This window comes from Micromonospora sp. NPDC005203 (assembly GCF_042872705.1).
GTDB lineage: Bacteria > Actinomycetota > Actinomycetes > Mycobacteriales > Micromonosporaceae > Micromonospora.
Genome location: NZ_JBIAKV010000022.1, coordinates 36,071 through 55,556, shown reverse-complemented (window position 1 = coordinate 55,556; position 19,486 = coordinate 36,071). Strand labels below are relative to the sequence as shown.

General features: G+C 71.6%; 16 protein-coding genes. 11 read left to right on the top strand and 5 right to left on the bottom strand.

Annotated elements, in window-relative coordinates:
- Window positions 1-5: 5 nt before the first annotated feature.
- The 5 genes from ACFYPM_RS30675 to ACFYPM_RS30655 all read right to left on the bottom strand — a co-directional run bounded on the left by ACFYPM_RS30675 (window position 6) and on the right by ACFYPM_RS30655 (window position 5,025).
- Window positions 6-536 (bottom strand): DinB family protein, encoded by a 531-nt coding sequence (locus ACFYPM_RS30675; protein WP_387204403.1) that lies wholly within the window; start codon window positions 534-536, stop codon window positions 6-8.
- A 42-nt stretch (window positions 537-578) separates the two neighbouring features.
- On the bottom strand, window positions 579-1,073 hold the full coding sequence (locus ACFYPM_RS30670) for a universal stress protein (RefSeq protein WP_387204401.1): 495 nt from the start codon (window positions 1,071-1,073) through the stop codon (window positions 579-581).
- Window positions 1,074-1,082: 9 nt separating this feature from the next.
- Window positions 1,083-2,702: an MDR family MFS transporter gene (locus ACFYPM_RS30665; RefSeq protein ID WP_387204398.1), complete on the bottom strand. Its 1,620-nt coding sequence runs from the start codon at window positions 2,700-2,702 to the stop codon at window positions 1,083-1,085.
- 144 nt (window positions 2,703-2,846) lie between these two features.
- Window positions 2,847-3,287, bottom strand: a complete 441-nt coding sequence (locus tag ACFYPM_RS30660; protein ID WP_387204393.1) for a MarR family winged helix-turn-helix transcriptional regulator — start codon at window positions 3,285-3,287, stop codon at window positions 2,847-2,849.
- 10 nt (window positions 3,288-3,297) lie between these two features.
- Complete coding sequence (locus tag ACFYPM_RS30655; RefSeq protein ID WP_387204390.1) at window positions 3,298-5,025, bottom strand: alkaline phosphatase D family protein; 1,728 nt, start codon at window positions 5,023-5,025, stop codon at window positions 3,298-3,300.
- Window positions 5,026-5,175: 150 nt separating this feature from the next.
- On the opposite strand from ACFYPM_RS30655, the gene ftsY reads away from it, so the two are divergent.
- The 11 genes from ftsY to proS all read left to right on the top strand — a co-directional run bounded on the left by ftsY (window position 5,176) and on the right by proS (window position 19,483).
- Window positions 5,176-6,357, top strand: coding sequence for a signal recognition particle-docking protein FtsY (gene ftsY / locus ACFYPM_RS30650; RefSeq protein ID WP_387204387.1), 1,182 nt, complete (start codon window positions 5,176-5,178; stop codon window positions 6,355-6,357).
- A 6-nt stretch (window positions 6,358-6,363) separates the two neighbouring features.
- On the top strand, window positions 6,364-7,227 hold the full coding sequence (locus ACFYPM_RS30645; RefSeq protein ID WP_387204384.1) for an aminoglycoside phosphotransferase family protein: 864 nt from the start codon (window positions 6,364-6,366) through the stop codon (window positions 7,225-7,227).
- 275 nt (window positions 7,228-7,502) lie between these two features.
- Window positions 7,503-8,912: an ammonium transporter gene (locus ACFYPM_RS30640; protein WP_387204381.1), complete on the top strand. Its 1,410-nt coding sequence runs from the start codon at window positions 7,503-7,505 to the stop codon at window positions 8,910-8,912.
- Window positions 8,913-8,937: 25 nt separating this feature from the next.
- The gene (locus ACFYPM_RS30635; protein WP_172862163.1) at window positions 8,938-9,276 is read left to right on the top strand and encodes a P-II family nitrogen regulator; all 339 of its coding nucleotides are present in this window, start codon (window positions 8,938-8,940) and stop codon (window positions 9,274-9,276) included.
- A 19-nt stretch (window positions 9,277-9,295) separates the two neighbouring features.
- Complete coding sequence (locus tag ACFYPM_RS30630; protein WP_387204378.1) at window positions 9,296-11,626, top strand: [protein-PII] uridylyltransferase; 2,331 nt, start codon at window positions 9,296-9,298, stop codon at window positions 11,624-11,626.
- A 203-nt stretch (window positions 11,627-11,829) separates the two neighbouring features.
- Window positions 11,830-12,984: a sensor histidine kinase gene (locus ACFYPM_RS30625; protein ID WP_387204376.1), complete on the top strand. Its 1,155-nt coding sequence runs from the start codon at window positions 11,830-11,832 to the stop codon at window positions 12,982-12,984.
- Complete coding sequence (locus tag ACFYPM_RS30620) at window positions 12,981-13,637, top strand: response regulator (protein ID WP_387204373.1); 657 nt, start codon at window positions 12,981-12,983, stop codon at window positions 13,635-13,637. The genes ACFYPM_RS30625 and ACFYPM_RS30620 overlap by 4 nt, the downstream gene beginning before the upstream one ends.
- Before the next feature lie 114 nt (window positions 13,638-13,751).
- Window positions 13,752-15,311, top strand: a complete 1,560-nt coding sequence (gene ffh / locus ACFYPM_RS30615) for a signal recognition particle protein (RefSeq protein WP_387204370.1) — start codon at window positions 13,752-13,754, stop codon at window positions 15,309-15,311.
- Window positions 15,312-15,378: 67 nt separating this feature from the next.
- Entirely contained in the window at window positions 15,379-15,957 is a 579-nt protein-coding gene (locus tag ACFYPM_RS30610; protein WP_387204367.1) for a Uma2 family endonuclease, read from the top strand.
- Between the two features lie 18 nt (window positions 15,958-15,975).
- Complete coding sequence (locus ACFYPM_RS30605) at window positions 15,976-17,055, top strand: amidohydrolase family protein (RefSeq protein WP_387204364.1); 1,080 nt, start codon at window positions 15,976-15,978, stop codon at window positions 17,053-17,055.
- 1,021 nt (window positions 17,056-18,076) lie between these two features.
- Window positions 18,077-19,483 carry a proline--tRNA ligase gene (gene proS / locus ACFYPM_RS30600; protein WP_387204361.1) on the top strand — a complete coding sequence of 469 codons (1,407 nt, stop codon included), beginning with the start codon at window positions 18,077-18,079 and terminating at the stop codon, window positions 19,481-19,483.
- Window positions 19,484-19,486: the final 3 nt, after the last annotated feature.

The following is a 19,486-nucleotide window of genomic DNA, read 5'->3' as shown; positions in this document are numbered from 1 at the left end:
GTCGGTCAGTCGCCGGTGACGCCGTCGATGCGTTCCCGGATCAGGTCGGCGTGGCCGTTGTGCCGGGCGTACTCCTCGATCATGTGCACGTACGCCCAGCGCAGGTTGAAGGTGTCGGTGCCGCCTCTGCGGGTCAGCGTGAACGTCTCGTCCAGTGACCGGCCGGCGGTCGCTGCCCGGGCCGCGTCGACCTCGGCGCGGAAGGCGGCGAAGGCGGCCTCCGGGTCGGCTTCGGCCGCGGCGTGGAACTCGGCGTCGTTGTCGGCGTCGAAGTCGTAGAGGTCGGGCAGGTCCTGGCCGGCGAAGCGCTGGCGGAACCAGGACCGCTCGACCTCGGTCATGTGCAGGACCAACCCGAGCAGGCTCAGGCCGGACGGCTCGACACTCGCCGTGCGTAGCTGCTCGGCGGTCAGGCCGGCGCACTTGTGCAGCAGGGTGTCGCGGTGGTAGTCGAGCCAGCCTTCCAGCATGGTGCGCTCGTCAGCGACGAGGGGTTCGTGGGTGCGGTCGATCTCCGGTGCCGTCCATGTCGTCATCGGGCCATCCTGCGGCTCGGGTACGACAGTCGCGACAGGATTTCAGGGCACCACGACGACGGGCCAGTGGCCGGTGCGGACCAGGCGGGTGGCGACCGAACCGACCAGCCGGTGACCGGCCTGCTCGGAGGTGCCCACCACGACCATGTCGGCCTGGAACTCGTCGGCCGCCGCGCACAACTCGCCGTACGCGTCGCCGCGCCGGAACAGGAAGGTCACCGGGATGCCCCACTGCTCGGCCCCCCGCTGGCACTCCCGACGCAGCTCGGCGGCCAGCTCGTCGTGGGTGCGCTGGACCGCCCCGGCGTCCATACCGGGCACCAGCGCGGTCAGCCCGCTCGCCGAGCCGACGAAGACCACCACCAGGGCGGCGCCCTGCCGGCGGGCCAGGCCGGCGGCGTAGGCGCCGGCCCGCTCGGAGGTGCGGGTGCCGTCCACGCCCACCAGGACCACCCGGGGGCCGTCCGTGCCGCGCTCGAACGGCAGCGGGCGGGTCCGGGGGCCGTACTCCTCGCGGTCCGGTGCTCCCACGCTCATGGCTCTACCTCACCTCTGGTCGCCGGTGCGGACCACGGCTGCGCCCGCGCCGGCTGCGACTGTCGATTCCCGCTCGACCCCGTCGGAAACCGGGGTGCCGTTGTGCTGCCGCAGCGGCACCTCCTTGATGAAGGCCACCGCGATCAGTGCGATCAGCGCGAACGGGGCGGCGGTCAGGAAGATGTCACCGGCGCCGTGGCCGTACGCGCTCTCCACCACGGCACGCAGCGGGCCGGGCAGGGTGTGCACGTCGGGCAGGGTGCCGCCGCTACCGGAGCTGGACGCGGGGATGCCGAGCTGGGACAGCCCTTCGGCGGTGTAGTCCTTGACCTTGTGGGCGAGCACCGCGCCGAGGGCGGAGACGCCGATCGCGCCACCGAGGCTGCGGAAGAACGCCACCACCGAGCTGGCCGCGCCGAGTTCGTGCGGGCCGACGGTGTTCTGCACGGCGAGGACCAGGTTCTGCATGGTCAGGCCCAGGCCGACGCCGATGAGCGCCATGTAGACGCTGAGCAGGGTGAAGTTGGTGTCGGCACGGAGGGTGCCCATCAGCGCGAAGCCGACGGTGAGCAGCGCCGAGCCGACCACCAGGAACCGCTTCCAGCGCCCGGTCCTGGTGATGATCCGCCCGCCCACGGTGGAGGCGACCAACAGGCCGAGGATCATCGGTAGGGTCATCAGACCCGACATGGTCGGGCTCTGGCCACGGCTGATCTGGAAGTACTGGCCGAGGAAGATCGACGCGCCGAACATGCCGACGCCGACCGCGATGCTGGCGATCACGGCGAGGGTGATGGTGCGGTTGCGGAACAGCCGCGGCGGGATCATCGGCTCGGCGGCCCGGGTCTCCACCCGGACGGCGAGGGCACCGAGGGCCAGCGCGCCGACGACCATGACGGCGGTCTGCCAGGAGGCCCAGGCGAACTGGTCACCGGCGAGGGAGACCCAGATCAGCAGGACCGAGACGGCCGCGGTGATCAGGGTGGCGCCCCACCAGTCGATCTGCGCCTTCCGCTTGACCACCGGCAGGTGCAGGGTCTTCTGGAGCACGATCAGGGCGACGATGGCGAACGGCACGCCGACGTAGAAGCACCAGCGCCAGCCGAGCCAGGAGGTGTCGACGATCACGCCGCCGATCAGCGGACCACCGATGGTGCCGACGGCCATCACGGCGCCGAGGTAGCCGCTGTAGCGGCCCCGCTCGCGCGGCGCGATCATCGTGGCCATGATCACCTGGGCCAGCGCGGTGAGGCCGCCGGCGCCGACGCCCTGGAGCACCCGGCAGGCGATCAGCTCACCGGTGCCCTGAGCGAGACCGGCGAGCACCGAACCCAGCACGTAGATCCCCAGGGCGAGCTGGACCAGCGACTTCTTATTGACCAGATCGGCCATTTTACCCCAGATTGGGGTGGTCGCGGTGGTCGCGAGCAGGGCCGAGGTCACCACCCAGGTGTACGCGGACTGGCCGCCGTGCAGTTCGGTGATGATCCGCGGCAGCGCGTTCGAGATGACCGTGGACGAGAGGATCGCGACGAACAGGCCGAGCAGCAGGCCGGAGAGCGCCTCCAGGATCTGCCGGTGGGTCATGGTGACGGCGGTCGCCGAGCTGGGCACTGTCGCCTGGCTCATCGTTGTTGCCTCCGAGCGGAGTCGAGGTGGAGCGGCGGCGGGTGGTGCGCACGTGCCGCCTGAGAGTTGCCTGAAGCAACCGTATGCCTTGGTTGCCTGAAGCAACAACTTGGCGGACCGGTGCCATATTCCCCGCCGAGAGGGCTACTGCCAGGAGTCGTTGAACCGGCCGAGCAGCCGGGCGAACTCCTCGACGTCCCGGCTCGGCCAGCCGTCCAGCGCCCGCAGGAACTCACCCAACCGGGCCGCACGGGCGACGTCGAACCGGCGCTGACCCTCCTCGGTGAGGTGGATCTGCGCGGCCCGCCGGTCGCTCGGATCGGGGTCGCGGTGGACCAGCCCGAGGGCTTCCAGCGCGTTGATCTGCCGGCTCAGTGTGCCCTTGCCCACACCGAGCCGCGACGCCAGCTCGGTCAACCGGATCGACCCGCTGCGCCGCAACCAGAGCAGCAGCCCGTAGGTGTTCGGCTCCAGATTCGGGTGCACCTCCCGGGCGATCTCCCAGGAAACCGCCCGCCCACGACGCAGCAGAGCGGTCAACTCGTGCTCGACTGCCCGGATCGGCTCCGGCAGGTGCTCATCCACGGCGTAGAGACTACGGCGCGGTCGGCTCGCCGCTACCGGAGAGTCGACGCCGCATCACCGGGCGTAGGTGCCCGTCCTTGGTGGTGCCCTCGATGACCACGTCCGCGTCACGCCCCTGATGGGTGAGCGTGGCGACGGCGTTGCCGAAGTAGGGGCCGGCCAACTTGCGCCAGCGCACACCAGGCCGTCGTACGCCCGCCGAGCGGGCCAACGCCCGGGTCGCCCCGGCCGGGCCGGCCGACCAGCCCAACCGCATCAGCGGACGGATGCCGGCCGGCACCTGGTTGTGGATCGGCGAGCAGGTGAGCTGGTGCACGGGCGTGACCACCGCAGGGTCGAAGAACCGGGCCCGAGCCACGTACGAGTGGTGCACGTCCCCGGAGAGCACGCTTATCGACGCCGGTGGGGCGTACGCCGGGCCGGCGCCGACCCGTGCGCCGGACTGCCTCGGAGTGCCGGTGCCGATTCGGGCGAAGGTCTCCGTGAGCGCCTCGAAGGAGCGCCGGAACGCCGCCCAGTGCTCCAGGTCCAGAGCGCGGCGCAGCTTCTCCGCCCCGCGGGCCACCCACGGGCGACGCGAGTCCGCCAGCTTCTCGTTCCACGCCTCGATGTGGTGGATGCCCTGCGGAAGCAGCCAGGGCAGCGACGCGCCGACCACCAGGTGGTCGTAGACGCCGTGCGCCTGGTCGAGGAACCAGGACCACTCGCCGGGGGGCAACATGGCCCGGCTGCCCTGGTCGAGCACCCGACTGCACCTGTTGTCCAGCATGACCAACCGGGTCCGGCCCAGGTCCAGTGCGTAACTCCACTGGTACTGCACCGCGCGCCAGCGCTCGGTGTCGTGCGCCACGTCCGACTCCTGGTCGACCCGGTGCCCGAACTCACGCAACACACCTGTTGCGTCCTCGGCGGCGACGACCTTGGCGTAGACCGGGTCGGCGGTGATCTCGTCCGGGGACAGGTTGCCCAGGTGCTGGTAGACCCAGTACGAGGCGAGCCCGCTGCCGATCCGCTCCTGCCACCACGGCTGCTCGCGCACCTGCGCACGCCAGGCCGCCGAGGTGTTCCAGTCGTCGATGATCTCGTGATCGTCAAAGATCATCACGCTCGGCACGGTGGAGAGCAGCCACCGAATCTCCGGATCGCGCCAGGACTCCAGGTAGAGCTTGGTGTACTCGTCGAAGCTCACCACCTGGTCGGCCGGGGCGCCCTTCGGCCGCCGACGGCGCCGACGCAGCAGCCGGCGCACCGTCGGCGAGGTGACATCGGCGTAGACCTGGTCACCGAGCAGCACCAGCAGGTCGGGCAGCGGATTCGACTCCGGGTCGGCCATCAATCGCCGGGCGTACGCGTCAAGCGCGTCCGGCGGCAGCTTGCGGGTGGTGGCGTGCTGGGTGGTCTCCCGGCACGAGCCGAAGATCAGGTTGACCGGCTGGTCCCGGTCGTCGGCGGCCCGGGTGCGGATCACGCTCGGCGGGAAGCCGCTGCGCGGCACCGGCCAGACCAGCTCGTCGTCGACGAGCACCTCGTAGCTGGTCGCGCTGTCCGGGGTGAGCCCCTCCACCACCACCAGCGCGTAGTGGTGCTCGTACGCCGAGAAGGTGGGCGCGGTGCCGGTGGCGCCGTCGGCGGTGCGGACGGTGACCACGGCGGGCGCTGCCGTCTCCACCCAGATGGTGGCGCGGGTGTCCACGACTCGCCGCAGGAGGGGGCCGATGAGGAGGTGTGCGGCGGACATGCGGCCGAGCCTACCGCCGGCTCCGGGCACGAGCCGGGTGCGGTGGCGGAGACCGCGAGCACCGCTCAACCGTGCGGTGGCGGAGACTCCCGGCCCGCTCGGGGGTGCGGTGGCTGGGACGCCGTCGTCGCCATCTGACAGGATTCCGGCATGGCCGAATATCTCGTCCTCGCTCTGGTCCTGCTCGGTGTGCTGATCGCCGGCACAGTAGGGCTGGTCGTGCCGCGACTGCGGCGGCGGCCCGAGCCCCCGCTTCCCCGCACCGAGGTCGACACCCGGGCCGAGGAGGATCTCGCCGGCCCGCCGGTGGAGGCACCGGAGTCCGATCTGTCCACCGGCGTCCTGGTCGAGCCGCCGCCGGTGCTCGAACCACAGGTCGAGGTGCCCGAGCCGACCGCCGGACGGCTGGTCCGGCTGCGCTCGCGGCTGTCCCGCTCGCAGAACGTCTTCGGCAAGGGGCTGCTCGGCCTGCTCGCCCGCGACCACCTCGACGAGGACGTCTGGGAGGAGATCGAGGACAGCCTGATCACCGCCGACGTCGGCGTCGACGCCACCCGCGACATCGTCGACCGGCTCCGCGAGCGCACCCGGGTGCTCGGCACCCGTTCGGCCTCCGAGCTGCGCGCGCTGCTCGCCGCCGAACTGGTGAACGCGCTCGACCCGAGCCTGGACCGGTCGCTGCGGACCGCCCCGAAGGACGGCGTACCGGCCGTGGTCCTGGTCGTCGGCGTCAACGGCGCCGGCAAGACCACCACCTGCGGCAAGATCGCCCGGGTGCTGGTGGCCGACGGCCGGACCGTGCTGCTCGGCGCCGCGGACACCTTCCGGGCCGCCGCCGCCGACCAACTGGAGACCTGGGGCTCGCGGGTCGGCGCGGAGACCGTCCGTGGGCCCGAGGCCGCCGACCCGGCAAGCGTCGCCTTCGACGCGGTCAAGCGCGGCATCGACACCGGCGTGGACACCGTGCTCATCGACACCGCCGGCCGCCTGCAGAACAAGGTCGGCCTGATGGACGAGCTGGGCAAGGTCAAGCGCGTGGTGGAGAAGCAGGGCCCGATCGACGAGACACTGCTCATCCTGGACGCCACGACCGGCCAGAACGGCCTGGAGCAGGCCCGGGTCTTCACCGAGGTGGTCAACGTGACCGGGGTGGTGCTGACCAAGCTCGACGGCACCGCCAAGGGTGGCATCGTGATCGCCGTGCAGCGCAAGCTCGGCATCCCCGTGAAGCTGGTCGGCCTCGGCGAAGGCAAGGACGACCTGGCCCCGTTCGACCCGGCGCAGTTCGTGGACGCGTTGCTGGGGACCGAGGCCACCGGACGGGACGCGTAGTCTCGGGTGACCACCGACGATCGCGCGTACGCGGGCTGGCGCGAGCCCGCCCACCCCTCGCAGCGCCTCGGGAGACCGTACGTGACTTCGCAGGAGATCCCGCTGCACGGCGGCAACGTCAGCACCGTCGTCCGCGTCGGTGACACGGTCCGCCGCAACGCCGGGCCGTGGACACCGTCCGTGCACGCCCTGCTACGCCACCTGGAGTACGTGGGCTTCACCGGCGCCCCCCGGGCGCTCGGGATGGACGAGCGCAACCGTGAGGTTTTGTCATACCTGGAGGGGGAGTGCGGCGAATATCCGCTCGCCCCGCACTGGGTGACCGACGAGGCGCTGGTCACCGTCGCCACCATGCTGCGGATGTTCCACGACGCGCAGTACGGGTTCATTCCGCCGCCGCAGGCGGTCTGGCGCTCGTTCGGGCCGCCACCGCCGGACACCGAGGTGATCTGCCACCACGACGCAGCGCCGCACAACGTGATCTGGCGGCCGGACGGCACCCTCGGGTTGATCGACTTCGACCTCGCCTCGCCGGGGGCGCGGATCTACGACGTGGCGTACGCGGCCTGGACCTGGGTGCCGATCTTCGCGGACCGGGACTCGATCACCCTGGGCTGGAAGCACCCGGACCGGCCGCGCCGGCTGCGGCTCTTCGCCGACGCCTACGGGTTGATCCCGCGCGACCGGCACCGGCTGATCCGGACCATCCGTAAACGGATCGTGGACCACGTCGAGGGGATCCGCCGGATGGCCGCCGCCGGCGAGCCGGCGTTCGTCCGGATCGTGCACAAGGGCCACCTGCGCCGGCCGATGCGGGATCTGCGGCTGCTCGACTACGAGCGGCACGCCCTGGAGAACGCCCTCCGCTGAGCGCGAACCGGTCGATGCTCGGCCGGTCCCGTCAAGCGGACCGGTCGATGCGCCTGGCCGGTCAGCCATCGACGTGCGCCGTCCGAACGATCCACCATTGTCCATGCCGATGACTGTGCGGACTTCGTGACACGTACGAAACAACCCGTCACGAACCGGAAACCCGCACGGGACCGTGTGTGAAACAGCCGGCCGCGAAGCTTCCGCGCAACCGGCCTACGGGCGACGCTGCCCCGGAAAGCCGCGAAGGAGGACTTCACCTTTAGGAGGCCAGCGTGCCTGAAGCACCGACGATCGACGGCGCCAATACCACGTGGCTGCTGGTTTCGACCGCGCTCGTGCTGCTCATGACCCCCGGATTGGCGCTGTTCTACGGCGGCCTCAACCGGGCCAAGGGCGTACTCAACATGATGATGATGAGCTTCTCCGCCATCGGGCTCATCTCTATTCTGTGGTGGTTCTACGGTTTCAGCGTCGCCTTCGGGGCCGACGTGAACGGCTTCTGGGGCGACCCGGGCGCGTACCTCGGCACCAAGACGTTCCTCGCCGAGACCGACCTGTGGGGCGCCACGGCGGAGAACCCCAGCGGCATCGGGGTCCCGCTCTACGTGTTCATGGCCTTCCAGATGGTCTTCGCGGTGATCACCGTCGCGCTGATCAGTGGTGCCATCGCCGACCGGGCCAAGTTCGCCGGCTGGCTGCTGTTCGCCTTCGGGTGGGCCACGCTCGTCTACTTCCCGGTCGCGCACTGGGTGTGGGGCGGCGGCATCATCGGCGGTGACATCCACGCGCTGGACTTCGCCGGTGGCACCGCGGTGCACATCAACGCCGGTGCGGCGGCCCTGGCCGTGGCGCTGGTGCTCGGTAAGCGGCTCGGTTGGCCGCGCGAGGGCATGAAGCCGCACAACATCCCGCTCGTCGCGCTCGGTGCGGGTCTGCTGTGGTTCGGTTGGTTCGGGTTCAACGCCGGTTCGGAGTTGACCGTCGACTCGGTCGCCGGCCTCGCCTTCATCAACACCCAACTCGCCACGGCGGCTGCGGTGCTCGGCTGGATCGCGGTCGAGTGGGTCAAGGACCGCAAGCCGACGATGGTCGGTGCCTCGTCCGGCGCCGTCGCCGGTCTGGTCGCCATCACCCCGGCGTGTGGTTTCATCGCACCGTGGGCGTCCGTCCTGCTCGGCATCGTCGCCGGCGTGGTGTGCGCTCTCGCCGTCAGCCTCAAGTACAAGCTCGGCTACGACGACTCGCTCGACGTGGTCGGCGTGCACTTCGTCGGTGGTTGGATCGGCTCGCTCTGGCTCGGTCTCTTCGCCACCAACTCGGTGAACGCCGCGATCACCGACGTGGTGGGCGCCTCCGACGGCCTCTTCTACGGCGGCGGCGTCACCCAGCTCGGACGGCAGGCCCTCGCCGGCCTGATCGTCACCGCCTGGTCGTTCGGCATCGCCTGGGTGCTCGCCTTCGTCATCGAGAAGACGATCGGGTTCCGGGTGAAGGCCGAGGCCGAGGTCGAGGGCATCGACATCGGTGAGCACGCCGAGAGCAGCTACGACCTGTCCCCGGCCGGTGGCGGCACGGGCAGCGCGTTCGCGATGGCCGGCATCGGCACCCCCGGCGGCACGACGAGTGGCGCCAAGCCGGAGGCGGAGCCCGCCGAGCCGGTAAGCGAAAAGGTCGCCGGTTAACGTTCCAGGGATGGAGGGGTTGGACATGAAGCTGGTGACCGCGGTCATCAAGCCGTACCAACTGGACGCGGTGAAGGAGGCCCTGCACGCCCTCGGGGTGGCCGGGCTGACCGTCAGCGAGGTTCAGGGGTACGGGCGGCAGAAGGGGCACACCGAGGTCTACCGGGGTGCCGAGTACACGGTCGAGTTCCTGCCCAAGATCCGGGTAGAGGTGCTCACCGACGAGATCGACGTGGACAAGGTGGTCGACGCCATCGTCGGCGCGGCCCGCACGGGCAAGATCGGTGACGGCAAGGTCTGGGTCACCGGTGTCGAAGAGGTCGTCCGGGTGCGTACCGGCGAACGCGGCCTCGACGCACTCTGATCTGGAGACCACGACCGACATGACCTCGTTGATCAAGAAGGACGCGTCAGGCAACACCGATGACGGTGGCGCGAACCCCTTGATCAACGAGGTCGTCGGCGTTCCGGGGGGGATCGGCGAGGCCGCCCGGCTGGCCCGGGCGGCCTCGTACGACACCTTTCTGCGCGGACTGCTGCCGGCGCAGGACGGAGTGGCACTGCTGGCGGTCGGGGGGTTGGGCCGACGCGAGTGCGCCCCGTACAGCGACCTCGACCTGGTGTTACTGCACGCCGGGGTGCCCGGCACGAACGAGTTGGCGGCCTCGATCTGGTACCCGATCTGGGACGCGGGCCTGCGACTCGACCATTCGGTACGCACCGTCGCCGAGGCGCTCTCGGTTGCCCAGGACGACGTCAAGGTCGCCCTCGGGCTGCTCGACGCCCGCCTGGTGGTGGGTGACCAGACGCTTGCCGACGCGCTGAGCCGCACCGCCGCCGATCATTGGCGGCGCACCGCCGTACGACACCTGCCCGGCCTGCGGGAGGTCACCACCGCGCGCTGGCAGGCCCACGGTGAGCTGGCGTTCCTGCTGGAGGGCGACCTCAAGGAGGCCGCCGGGGGACTGCGCGACGTGGGGCTGCTGCGGGCGATCTCCGCAGCCGGCATCACCGACGCGCTGCGTCCCGCCGTGCGTGCCGCCCACCTTCGCCTGCTGGACACCCGGGACGCCCTGCACCAGCAGGTCGGCCGCCGGGTCGACCGGTTGGTCGCCCAGGAACGTGACGGGGTGGCCGCCCTGCTCGGTCTGCGACAACTCCAGCCCGGCGCGTCTGACGCCGCGCGGCGGCCGGGAGCCGTCGTGGACGACCGCGACGCCCTCCTGCGCCGGGTCGCCGGTGACGCCCGCACGGTCAGCCACGCTCTGGATGACGCCTTCCGCGCCGCCGACCGACTGCGCTCCGGCCGGTCCCGAGGCGGCAACGGCCGCTCGGCGCGTCGCCCGGTGGCCCGTGACGTGGTCGAGCACGACGGTGAGTTGGTGCTGGCCCGGACGGCGATCGGCGCACGCCCCGACCCGAGCCTCTCGCTGCGGGTGGCCGCCGCGGCGGCCACGACCCGCCTGCCGATCGCACGGGCCACCTGTGAGTGGCTGGCGGCGTACTGCCCGCCGCTGCCCGCGCCCTGGCCGGCCGAGGCCCGGGCCGCGCTGACCACCCTGCTCGGCGCCGGTCCCGGCTTGGTGCCCGCCTGGGAGACCTGCGACCGGTACGGCCTGGTCGACGGCTGGCTGCCCGAGTGGACCCGACTGCGCAGCCTGCCCCAGCACAACCCGGTGCACCGCTACACCCTCGACCGGCACCTCGTGCAGACCGCGCACGAGGCCAGTCGGCACGCCCGCGAGGTGGAGCGCCCCGACCTGCTGCTCCTCGGTGCTCTCCTGCACGACATCGGCAAGGGCCTTCCCGGTGATCACAGCACCGTCGGGGTGCCGGTGGCCCAGGCGGCGGCGGCCCGGATCGGTCTGCCCCCCGGCGAGGTCGAGCTGATCGGCACGCTTGTCCGTCTGCACCTGCTGCTGCCCGACGTGGCCACCCGCCGGGACCTGTCCGACCCGGTCACCATCGCCTCGGTGGCCGAGGCGGTCGGTGACACCGGCACCCTCGACCTGCTGCACGCACTGGTCCGGGCCGACGCGGCGGCGACCGGGCCGGCGGCCTGGTCGGACTGGAAGGGTCGACTCGTCGCCGAGCTGGTCGCCCGGGTCCGCATCGCACTCGACACCGGCGTACTGCCCGAGCCGCCGGCACCCGATCCGGCCCTGCTGGCCGGGCCACTGCCGGTCGTCCACCTGACCGGGGACCGGGTGTCGGTCGCCGCAGCCGACCGGCGGGGCCTGCTCGCCACGGTTGCCGGCTGCCTGGCCCTGCACCGGCTGGAAGTGATCTCCGCGGACGCGTCAGTGGTCGACGGCCGGGCTCTGGTCGAGTGCCGGGTGCAGCCCCGCTACGGCCTGGCGCCGGATCCGGTGCCGCTCCGTGCCGACCTGCGCCGGGCGGTCGGCGGTGACGTGTCGGTCACCCAGCGACTGCGCGGCCGTGCGCTCGCCGCCCGTGGCAGCGGCGCCGCTCCCCGCGTTGTCTGGCACCGCGAGGCGGCCACCGACGCCGTGCTGCTGGAGCTACGCGCGGCCGACGCGGCCGGCCTGCTCTACCGGGTCACCTGCGCCCTCGACGAGGCGGGCGCCCTGGTCCGCGCGGCACGCATCTCCACTCTAGGCGCCGACGTGGTGGACGCCTTCTACCTGGTCGGCGGTTGGCCGGACGACGAGGCCCGGGCACGCCTGGAGCAGGCGGTCCTCGCCGCGGTCTAGCCCTCACTCCCGCGATCTTGCACTTCCTGTCCCCGCATACTTCGCAGAAAGCGCATTACGGCGACACAAAGTGCAAGATCGCGGGGTGGGGTGGGGTGGGGTGGGGTGGGGTGGGGTGGGTGGGTGGGTACGTTTGGGGGCGTAGGGGCGGTGTCGCTCCTGGGCGCACCTTGAGCGGCGTCGGCGCGGGCAGAATGACGGCCATGCGACGAGGCGGGCAGTGGGCGGGGCGAGGCGAGGCGGCGGATGTCGTGCTTGCTCTGGCGCTGCTCGGGTTCGGGCTGCTCGCCACCGATCTGGCCGGAGACAACCAGCCCGGGGCGAGGCCCATCGACGCCGTCTGCCGGGTGCTGATCGTGGTCGCCGCGCTCGCCCTGCTGGCCCGGCGGCGCGCCCCGGTCGCCACCCTCGCCCTGGTCAGCGCGGCAACCGCGACGTACCTGGTACTCGGCTATCCGTACGGGCCGATCCTGCTCACGTTCCTGGTGGCGGTGTACACCGTGACCGTTCGACTGCCGGTGCGACCGGCGGCGCTCGCCACCGGTGGGGCGTTCGTGGCGTTACTGGCGCACGTCTTCGTCGGCCGGGGGCCCGCGCCGGGCTGGACCGGAGTGCTGCCCGCGTCGGCCTGGGTGGTCGTACCGTTCGCGGTGGGGGTCGTGGTGCGGGTCAACCGCGAGGTGGCGGCGCGCAGCCGGGCCGAGGAGGCCCGCGGTCGCGCCGAGGAGGCCCGGCGGCGGGCCGACGAGGAGCGGTTGCGGATCGCGCAGGAGGTGCACGACGTGGTGGGACACGGGTTGGCCGCGATCAGCATGCAGGCGGAGATCGCCCTGCACCTGCTGCCGAAACGACCCGGGCAGGCGGAGACCGCGTTGACCGCGATCAGCCGGACCAGCCGCGAGGCGCTGGACGAGCTCCGGGTCACGCTGGGCGCGGTGCGGCAGGGGGCGGAGCGCGAGCCGATACCCGGCCTGGCCAGGCTGCCGGCACTACGCGACCGGCTCGCCGGCGCCGGGCTCGCCGTCGACGTACGCGTCGTCGGTGCCCCCCGGGAGCTGCCGGCCGCGCTGGACCTGGCCGCGTACCGGGTGGTGCAGGAGGCGTTGACAAACGTGCTGCGCCATGCGGGGGTGGCGAGTGCGGAGGTGACGGTGGACTACCGCGCCGACGAGGTGACCGTCGAGGTCACCGACCGGGGGATGGGTGCCGGGGTAGCGCCGGCCGCCGACGAGCGCGGGCACGGTCTGGCCGGGATGCGGGAGCGGGTCGCGGCGCTCGGCGGGTGGTTGACCACCGGGCCGCACCCCGGTGGCGGCTTCCGGGTGTACGCCCGGCTGCCCGCGGAGCCGACCCCGTGATCCGGGTGCTGATCGCCGACGACCAGGACCTGGTCCGGCTCGGTCTCCGCGCGCTCGTGGAGAGCGAGGACGACCTGGCGCTGGCCGGCGAGGCGGCCGACGGGCTGCGGGCGGTCGAGCTGGCGCGCCGGGAGCGACCGGACGTGGTGCTGATGGACATCCGGATGCCCGGCATCGACGGCATCGAGGCGACCCGGCGAATCGTCGCGGACCCCGAACTGACAGGTACGCGGGTGGTGGTGCTGACCACCTTCGAGCTGGACCAATACGTCTTCGACGCGCTGCGGCACGGGGCGAGCGGGTTCCTCACCAAGGACACCCGACCGACCGAGCTGCTGCGCGCGATCCGGCTGGTCGCCGAGGGGGAGGCGCTGCTCTCGCCGTCGGTGACCCGTCGGGTGGTGCGGGAGTTCGCCACCCGACCGTCCCGGGTGCCGCGCCCGCACCCGCGGCTGGACACGCTCACCGACCGGGAGCGCCAGGTGGTCGGCCTGGTCGGTGAGGGATTGAACAACGACGAGATCGCCGCCCGGCTGGTGGTCAGTCCGGCGACCGCGCGTACCCACGTCAGCCGGGCGATGGGCAAGCTGGGAGCCCGGGACCGGGCCCAGCTCGTCGTGTTCGCGTACCAGTCGGGGTTGGTGTCGGGGTGAGGCCCGGGCCGGGCGACAGCGGCCTTGCGGTGGGGCGGCTACCCTAGCGGTGGCCGGACTCCGCAGTGCCGGCCGCGTTGTGCCCGCCGGAACACTGACAAACGGGATGTTCGCGTGTTTGACACCTTGAGTGACCGCCTGTCCGGGATCTTCACCAAGCTCCGCGGCAAGGGACGGCTCACCGACGCCGACATCGACGCCACCGCGCGCGAGATCCGCCTCGCGCTGCTGGAGGCGGACGTCGCGCTGCCGGTGGTCAAGGGCTTCATCGCGGCCGTCAAGGAGCGGGCGCGCAGCTCCGAGGTCTCCGAGGCGCTCAACCCAGCCCAGCAGATCATCAAGATCGTCAACGAAGAGCTGATCACCGTGCTCGGCGGCGAGGGCCGACGGCTCCAGTTCGCCAAGCAGCCGCCGACCGTGATCATGCTGGCCGGTCTCCAGGGTTCCGGTAAGACCACCCTGGCCGGCAAGCTGGCCCGCTGGCTCAAGGCCCAGGGACACCAGCCGCTGCTCGTCGCCGCCGACCTCCAGCGCCCCAACGCCGTCGGGCAGCTCCAGGTGCTCGGTGGCCGGGCCGGTGTCGAGGTGTACGCCCCGGAGCCAGGCAACGGCACCGGTGACCCGGTGCAGGTGGCGCGCGCGTCGATCGAGCACGCGAAGCGCGCGGCCCGCGACATCGTCATCGTCGACACCGCCGGCCGGCTCGGCATCGACGCCGAGATGATGCAGCAGGCCGCCGACATCCGCGACGCCGTCTCCCCGGACGAGGTCATCTTCGTCATCGACGCGATGGTCGGTCAGGACGCCGTCCGTACCGCCGAGGCGTTCCGCGACGGCGTCGGCATCACCGGCGTGGTGCTCTCCAAGCTCGACGGCGACGCCCGTGGTGGTGCCGCGCTGTCGGTGCGCGAGGTGACCGGGCAGCCGATCCTGTTCGCCTCCACCGGTGAGAAGCTGGAGGACTTCGACGTCTTCCACCCCGACCGGATGGCCAGCCGGATCCTCGGCATGGGCGACGTCCTCACTCTGATCGAGCAGGCCGAGCAGGCCTTCGACTCGGATCAGAAGGAGAAGATGACCGCCAAGCTGATGGGCGGCGAGCAGTTCACCCTGGACGACTTCCTCGACCAGCTCATCGCGGTGCGGCGGATGGGTCCGATCGCCAACGTGCTGGCGATGATGCCCGGCATGGGGCAGATGAAGGACCAGCTCGCCGAGCTGGACGACAGTCACTTCGACCGGGTCACCGCGATCATCCGGTCGATGACCCCGGGCGAGCGCACCAACCCGAAGATCCTCAACGGCTCCCGCCGGGCGCGCATCGCCAACGGCTCCGGGGTCACCGTGATGGACGTCAACCAACTGCTCAACCGCTTCGCCGACGCGCAGAAGATGATGAAGCAGATGGGCGGCATGATGGGCCTGCCCGGCGGTGGCCGCCGCAAGGCGACCAAGTCCCCCAAGAACAAGCGCAAGGGCACCAAGGGCGGCGGTCGTCCGCGTACCGGGGCCGGTGCCGGCCTCCCGGGCGGTTTCCCGGGTGGCATGCCGCAGCTCCCGCCGGGGATGGACCCGAACGACCTCGCCGGTGGCCAGGGCCTCCCGCCCGGCTTCAAGCTCCCGAAGATCGACTTCAACAAGCTCGGCAAGGGCGGCGACAAGGGCCCGCGCTGAGCGTGTCGGTGACGGCAGGCGACGTCATCCTTGCCTAGGGTGATGTCGCCCCCTGGAAGGAGATGTCATGACCGCGGCCCCGATCCTGCCCGAACGGCACGAGTGGACGGTCGACGACCTCGGCGAACTGCCGAAGGACCTTCCGTACGAACTGATCAACGGAAGGTTGATCGTGCCGTCCCCCACTGCCCTGCACCAAGACTTCTGTGTCCGACTGCTGCTTGCCGTCGAAGTCAACTGCCCACCGGAGTACCTGGTCAGTTTCGACCTCTCGATGCGGGTCGACCGGCGCAACGAGCCACGCCCCGACGTGGTGGTGATCCGACGCAAGCACGCTGGCCAGTCACCCGTGCCGGTCGAGGACGCCCTGCTCGCCGTGGAGGTCGTGTCGCCGACCTCCAGCTTCCGCGACATGTACGACAAGGCGAAGGTCTACGCGCACGCCGGCATCCGGTCCTACTGGGTGGTGGATCCGTTCCAGGAACGGGTCACGCTCACCGAGTACTCCCTCGGGTCGAACCGGGAGTACGAGCAGGTCGCGCACACCGAGGACCTGTTCGTCACCGAGCAGCCGTGGAAGGTTTCCGTGGACCTGCCGGCCCTGACCTCCCGGAAGAACAACCTACTCGCCCCCGACGAGGAGTGATCGGGTAGGACTGTGCGCATGGCTCTTCATGTGCGCGGCGTACTGCTCCCCGACGACGAGGTCCAGGATCTCTGGCTGGTCGGCGACCGGGTGACCTTCACCCCGGTGCCCGGCGCGGAGACCGTCGTGGACGGCGGGTTCGTCCTGCCGGGGCTTGTCGACGCGCACTGCCACATCGGCATCGCCCGCGGTGGCGCCCCGATCACCTCCCTCGACCAGGCCCGCGAGTTGGCCCACGTCGACCGGGACGCCGGTGTGCTGGCGATCCGCGACGCCGGCTCGCCGTACCCGTACCCCGAACTCGACGACGAGCCGGACCTGCCGCGACTGGCCCGCGCGGGCCGGCACGTCGCCCCGCCGAAGCGCTACCTGCGCGACATCGGTGTGGAGGTCGACGCGACCGAGGTGGCCGCCACGGTGGCCGCGCAGGCGAAGGCCGGCAACGGCTGGATCAAGCTGGTCGGCGACTGGATCGACCGGGGCGTGGGTGACCTGGCGCCGGCCTGGGACGCGGACACCCTCACCGCCGCCGTGCGGGCCGCGCACGACGCCGGGGCACGCGCCGCGGTGCACACCTTCTCCGAGTCGGCCGTCGAGATCATGGTGCGTGCCGGGGTGGACTCGGTGGAGCACGGCACCGGCCTCAGCCTCGACCTGATCGACGAGATGGCCCGACAGGGCACCGCGCTGATCCCCACAATGATCAACATTGCCACCTTCGGCGGCATCGCCGAGCAGGCGGGGGGCAAGTTCCCCGGGTACGCCGACCACATGCTCGCGCTGCGCGACGGGTTCCCCGAGGTGGTACGCGCCGCGTACGAGGCGGGCGTGCCGATCTACGTGGGTACCGACGCCGGCGGCGGCATCGACCACGGGCTGGCCGCCGAGGAGATGATGCTGCTGCACGAACGAGCCGGCATGGCGCCGATCGACGTGCTGGCCGCCGCCTCCTGGGCCGCCCGGGAGTGGCTCGGCTTCCCCGGCCTGGTCGAGGGTGGCCTCGCCGACCTGACCGTCTATCCCGAGGACCCCCGCCGCGACCTACGGGTGGTCCGCGCCCCATCCCGCACGATCCTGCGCGGCCGGGTGTTGCGCTGATCCGGCGCCCGCGCCCGCGCCCGCGCTGTCGTGGTGCCGTGCTGTCGTGGTGCCGCGCTGTCGTGGTGCCGCGCTGTCGTGGTGCCGTGCTGTCGTGGTGCCGTGCTGTCGTGGTGCCGCGCTGTCGTGGTGGTGCCGCTTCTTCGTTGCCCCGCGCTCCAGGTCCTCGTGCTCCCGCGGCTCGCCGCCTGGGGCGTGTCGCCCCGCATGATCGTGCTCGATCCTGGATCTAGTGGTGTCCAACAACGTCGAGGCCACTACATCCTGGACAACGCCGTTGCGTCAGGCGGGATGCCTGTTCGTCAACCGAGCCTGCATCGCGATCTTGCACTTTCTGCCCCGACATTAGGGTGCATTACCGCTTAAATAGGCGACAGAAAGTGCAAGATCGGCGTGGGTCTCCTGCTCGACGCGTCTTGATCTACAAGCCCTGACAGTCAGCAGCGGAGTGACCCGTCGGCCATAGCCCCAACGCAACGGCGTTGAACATCCAGGATCGAGCGCGATCTTGGAGGGGCGAGCGAGTTGGACGGGCGAGCGAGTTGGACGGGCGAGCGAGCTGGCAAGCGGCGGGCGGGCGGCGGGCGGTGGCCTCGGCGGGCGGCGGGCCTGCCCTTGGCGAGGAAGATCCGCGCAACATCGGGGTTGTTGCTGCCTCCCGTGCCCCGGAGGCAGCAGCAACAGGGAAGTTGCGGGGTGGGGCTGGGCTCAGGGGGTGCGGGCGTGGCCCAGCAGGTGCGGCGAGCGGGGTACGGCGGGTGAGGTCGGGGAGCCGGGCGGTTGGGTCAGGCTCAGCGCAGGACGCGTGGCCCGGCCCGCACCGCGTGGCCCGGCCCGCACCGCGTGGCCCGGCCCGCACCGCGTGGCCCGGCCCGCACCGCGTGGCCCGGCCCGCACCGCGTGGCCCGGCCCGTCCGGCGCGGTGCAGGTTCGTCTGGCCGACCCCCTCGGCGTGGGCAGAAGGGGGTGCGACGCCTCCCGGGCGCGGTGGCGTCCCGCCTGGCGCATAGGATGTGCGGTCATGGCACGCGTGCTCACTCCCCGTGCGGAGGATTTCCCCCGCTGGTACCAGGACCTGATCGCCAAGGCGAAGCTGGCCGACAACGGCCCCGTTCGCGGCACCATGGTCATCCGACCGGCCGGCTACGCCATCTGGGAGCGCATGCAGCTCGAGATGGACGCCCGGATCAAGGCGGCGGGTGCGGAGAACGCGTACTTCCCGCTGTTCATCCCGGAGAGCTACCTCAAGCGGGAGGCCCAGCACGTCGAGGGTTTCTCGCCGGAGCTGGCGGTCGTCACCCACGGTGGCGGCAAGCCGCTCGCCGAGCCGGTGGTGGTGCGCCCGACCAGCGAGACGGTCATCGGCGAGTTCATGGCCAAGTGGATCGACTCGTACCGGGACCTGCCGCTGCTGCTCAACCAGTGGGCGAACGTGGTCCGGTGGGAGCTGCGTCCACGCATCTTCCTGCGGACCAGTGAGTTCCTCTGGCAGGAGGGGCACACCGCGCACGCCACCCGCGAGGACGCCCGGGCCTACGCGCGGCGGATCCTGCACGAGGCGTACGAGGATCTGATGGTCAACGTGATCGGCATTCCGGTCGTGGTGGGCCTGAAGACGACGCGCGAGCGGTTCGCCGGCGCGACGGCCACGTACACCTGTGAAGGCATGATGGGCGACGGCAAGGCGCTGCAGTTGGGCACCAGCCACGAGCTGGGCCAGAACTTCGCCAAGGCGTTCGACATCAGCTACTCCTCGAAGGAGGGCGGCCGGGAACACGCCTGGACCACCTCCTGGGGCACGTCCACCCGGATGCTCGGCGGCCTGATCATGGCGCACGGCGACGACAACGGTCTGCGCGTGCCGCCGAGGTTGGCCCCGATCCAGGCGTACGTCATGGTGGTCAAGGACGGCGACGGTGTCGGCGAGGCGGCGGCCAAGCTGCGCGACGGCCTGCGCGACGCCGGTGTCCGGGTCGCGCTCGACGACCGGACCGACACCCCGTTCGGCCGCCGGGCCGTCGACGCCGAGCTGCGTGGTTATCCGGTACGCGTCGAGGTCGGCCCCCGTGACCTGGCCGCCGGCAACGCGGTGGTGGTGCGTCGTACGGACGGCTCGAAGTCCCCGACGCCGGTGGCGGACGTGGTCGCCGCGGTGCTGGCCGCGCTGGAGACCGACCAGCAGGTGCTGCACGACCAGGCTCTGGCCAACCGCGAGTCGCGCACGGTGGAGGTGGCGACCCTGGCCGAGGCGATCGAGGCCGCCGCGACCGGCTGGGCACGGGTGCCGTGGTCGGCGGTCGGCGTGGCCGGCGAGGCCGAGGCGAACGGGCAGGGCGTCACGGTGCGCTGCCTGCTGCGCGCCGACGGTTCGGTGCCGGACTCGGAGGACGAGCCCGACCTGGTCGCCATCCTCGCCCGCGCCTACTGAGCG

Bases quoted from the DNA above. Each gene is read 5' to 3' on its own strand.
- ACFYPM_RS30675 (WP_387204403.1), bottom strand. From the start codon at position 536: ATGACGACATGGACGGCACCGGAGATCGACCGCACCCACGAACCCCTC.
- ACFYPM_RS30670 (WP_387204401.1), bottom strand. From the start codon at position 1,073: ATGAGCGTGGGAGCACCGGACCGCGAGGAGTACGGCCCCCGGACCCGC.
- ACFYPM_RS30665 (WP_387204398.1), bottom strand. From the start codon at position 2,702: ATGAGCCAGGCGACAGTGCCCAGCTCGGCGACCGCCGTCACCATGACC.
- ACFYPM_RS30655 (WP_387204390.1), bottom strand. From the start codon at position 5,025: ATGTCCGCCGCACACCTCCTCATCGGCCCCCTCCTGCGGCGAGTCGTG.
- ftsY (WP_387204387.1), top strand. From the start codon at position 5,176: ATGGCCGAATATCTCGTCCTCGCTCTGGTCCTGCTCGGTGTGCTGATC.
- ACFYPM_RS30635 (WP_172862163.1), top strand. From the start codon at position 8,938: ATGAAGCTGGTGACCGCGGTCATCAAGCCGTACCAACTGGACGCGGTG.
- ACFYPM_RS30630 (WP_387204378.1), top strand. From the start codon at position 9,296: ATGACCTCGTTGATCAAGAAGGACGCGTCAGGCAACACCGATGACGGT.
- ACFYPM_RS30625 (WP_387204376.1), top strand. From the start codon at position 11,830: ATGCGACGAGGCGGGCAGTGGGCGGGGCGAGGCGAGGCGGCGGATGTC.
- ACFYPM_RS30610 (WP_387204367.1), top strand. From the start codon at position 15,379: ATGACCGCGGCCCCGATCCTGCCCGAACGGCACGAGTGGACGGTCGAC.
- ACFYPM_RS30605 (WP_387204364.1), top strand. From the start codon at position 15,976: ATGGCTCTTCATGTGCGCGGCGTACTGCTCCCCGACGACGAGGTCCAG.
- proS (WP_387204361.1), top strand. From the start codon at position 18,077: ATGGCACGCGTGCTCACTCCCCGTGCGGAGGATTTCCCCCGCTGGTAC.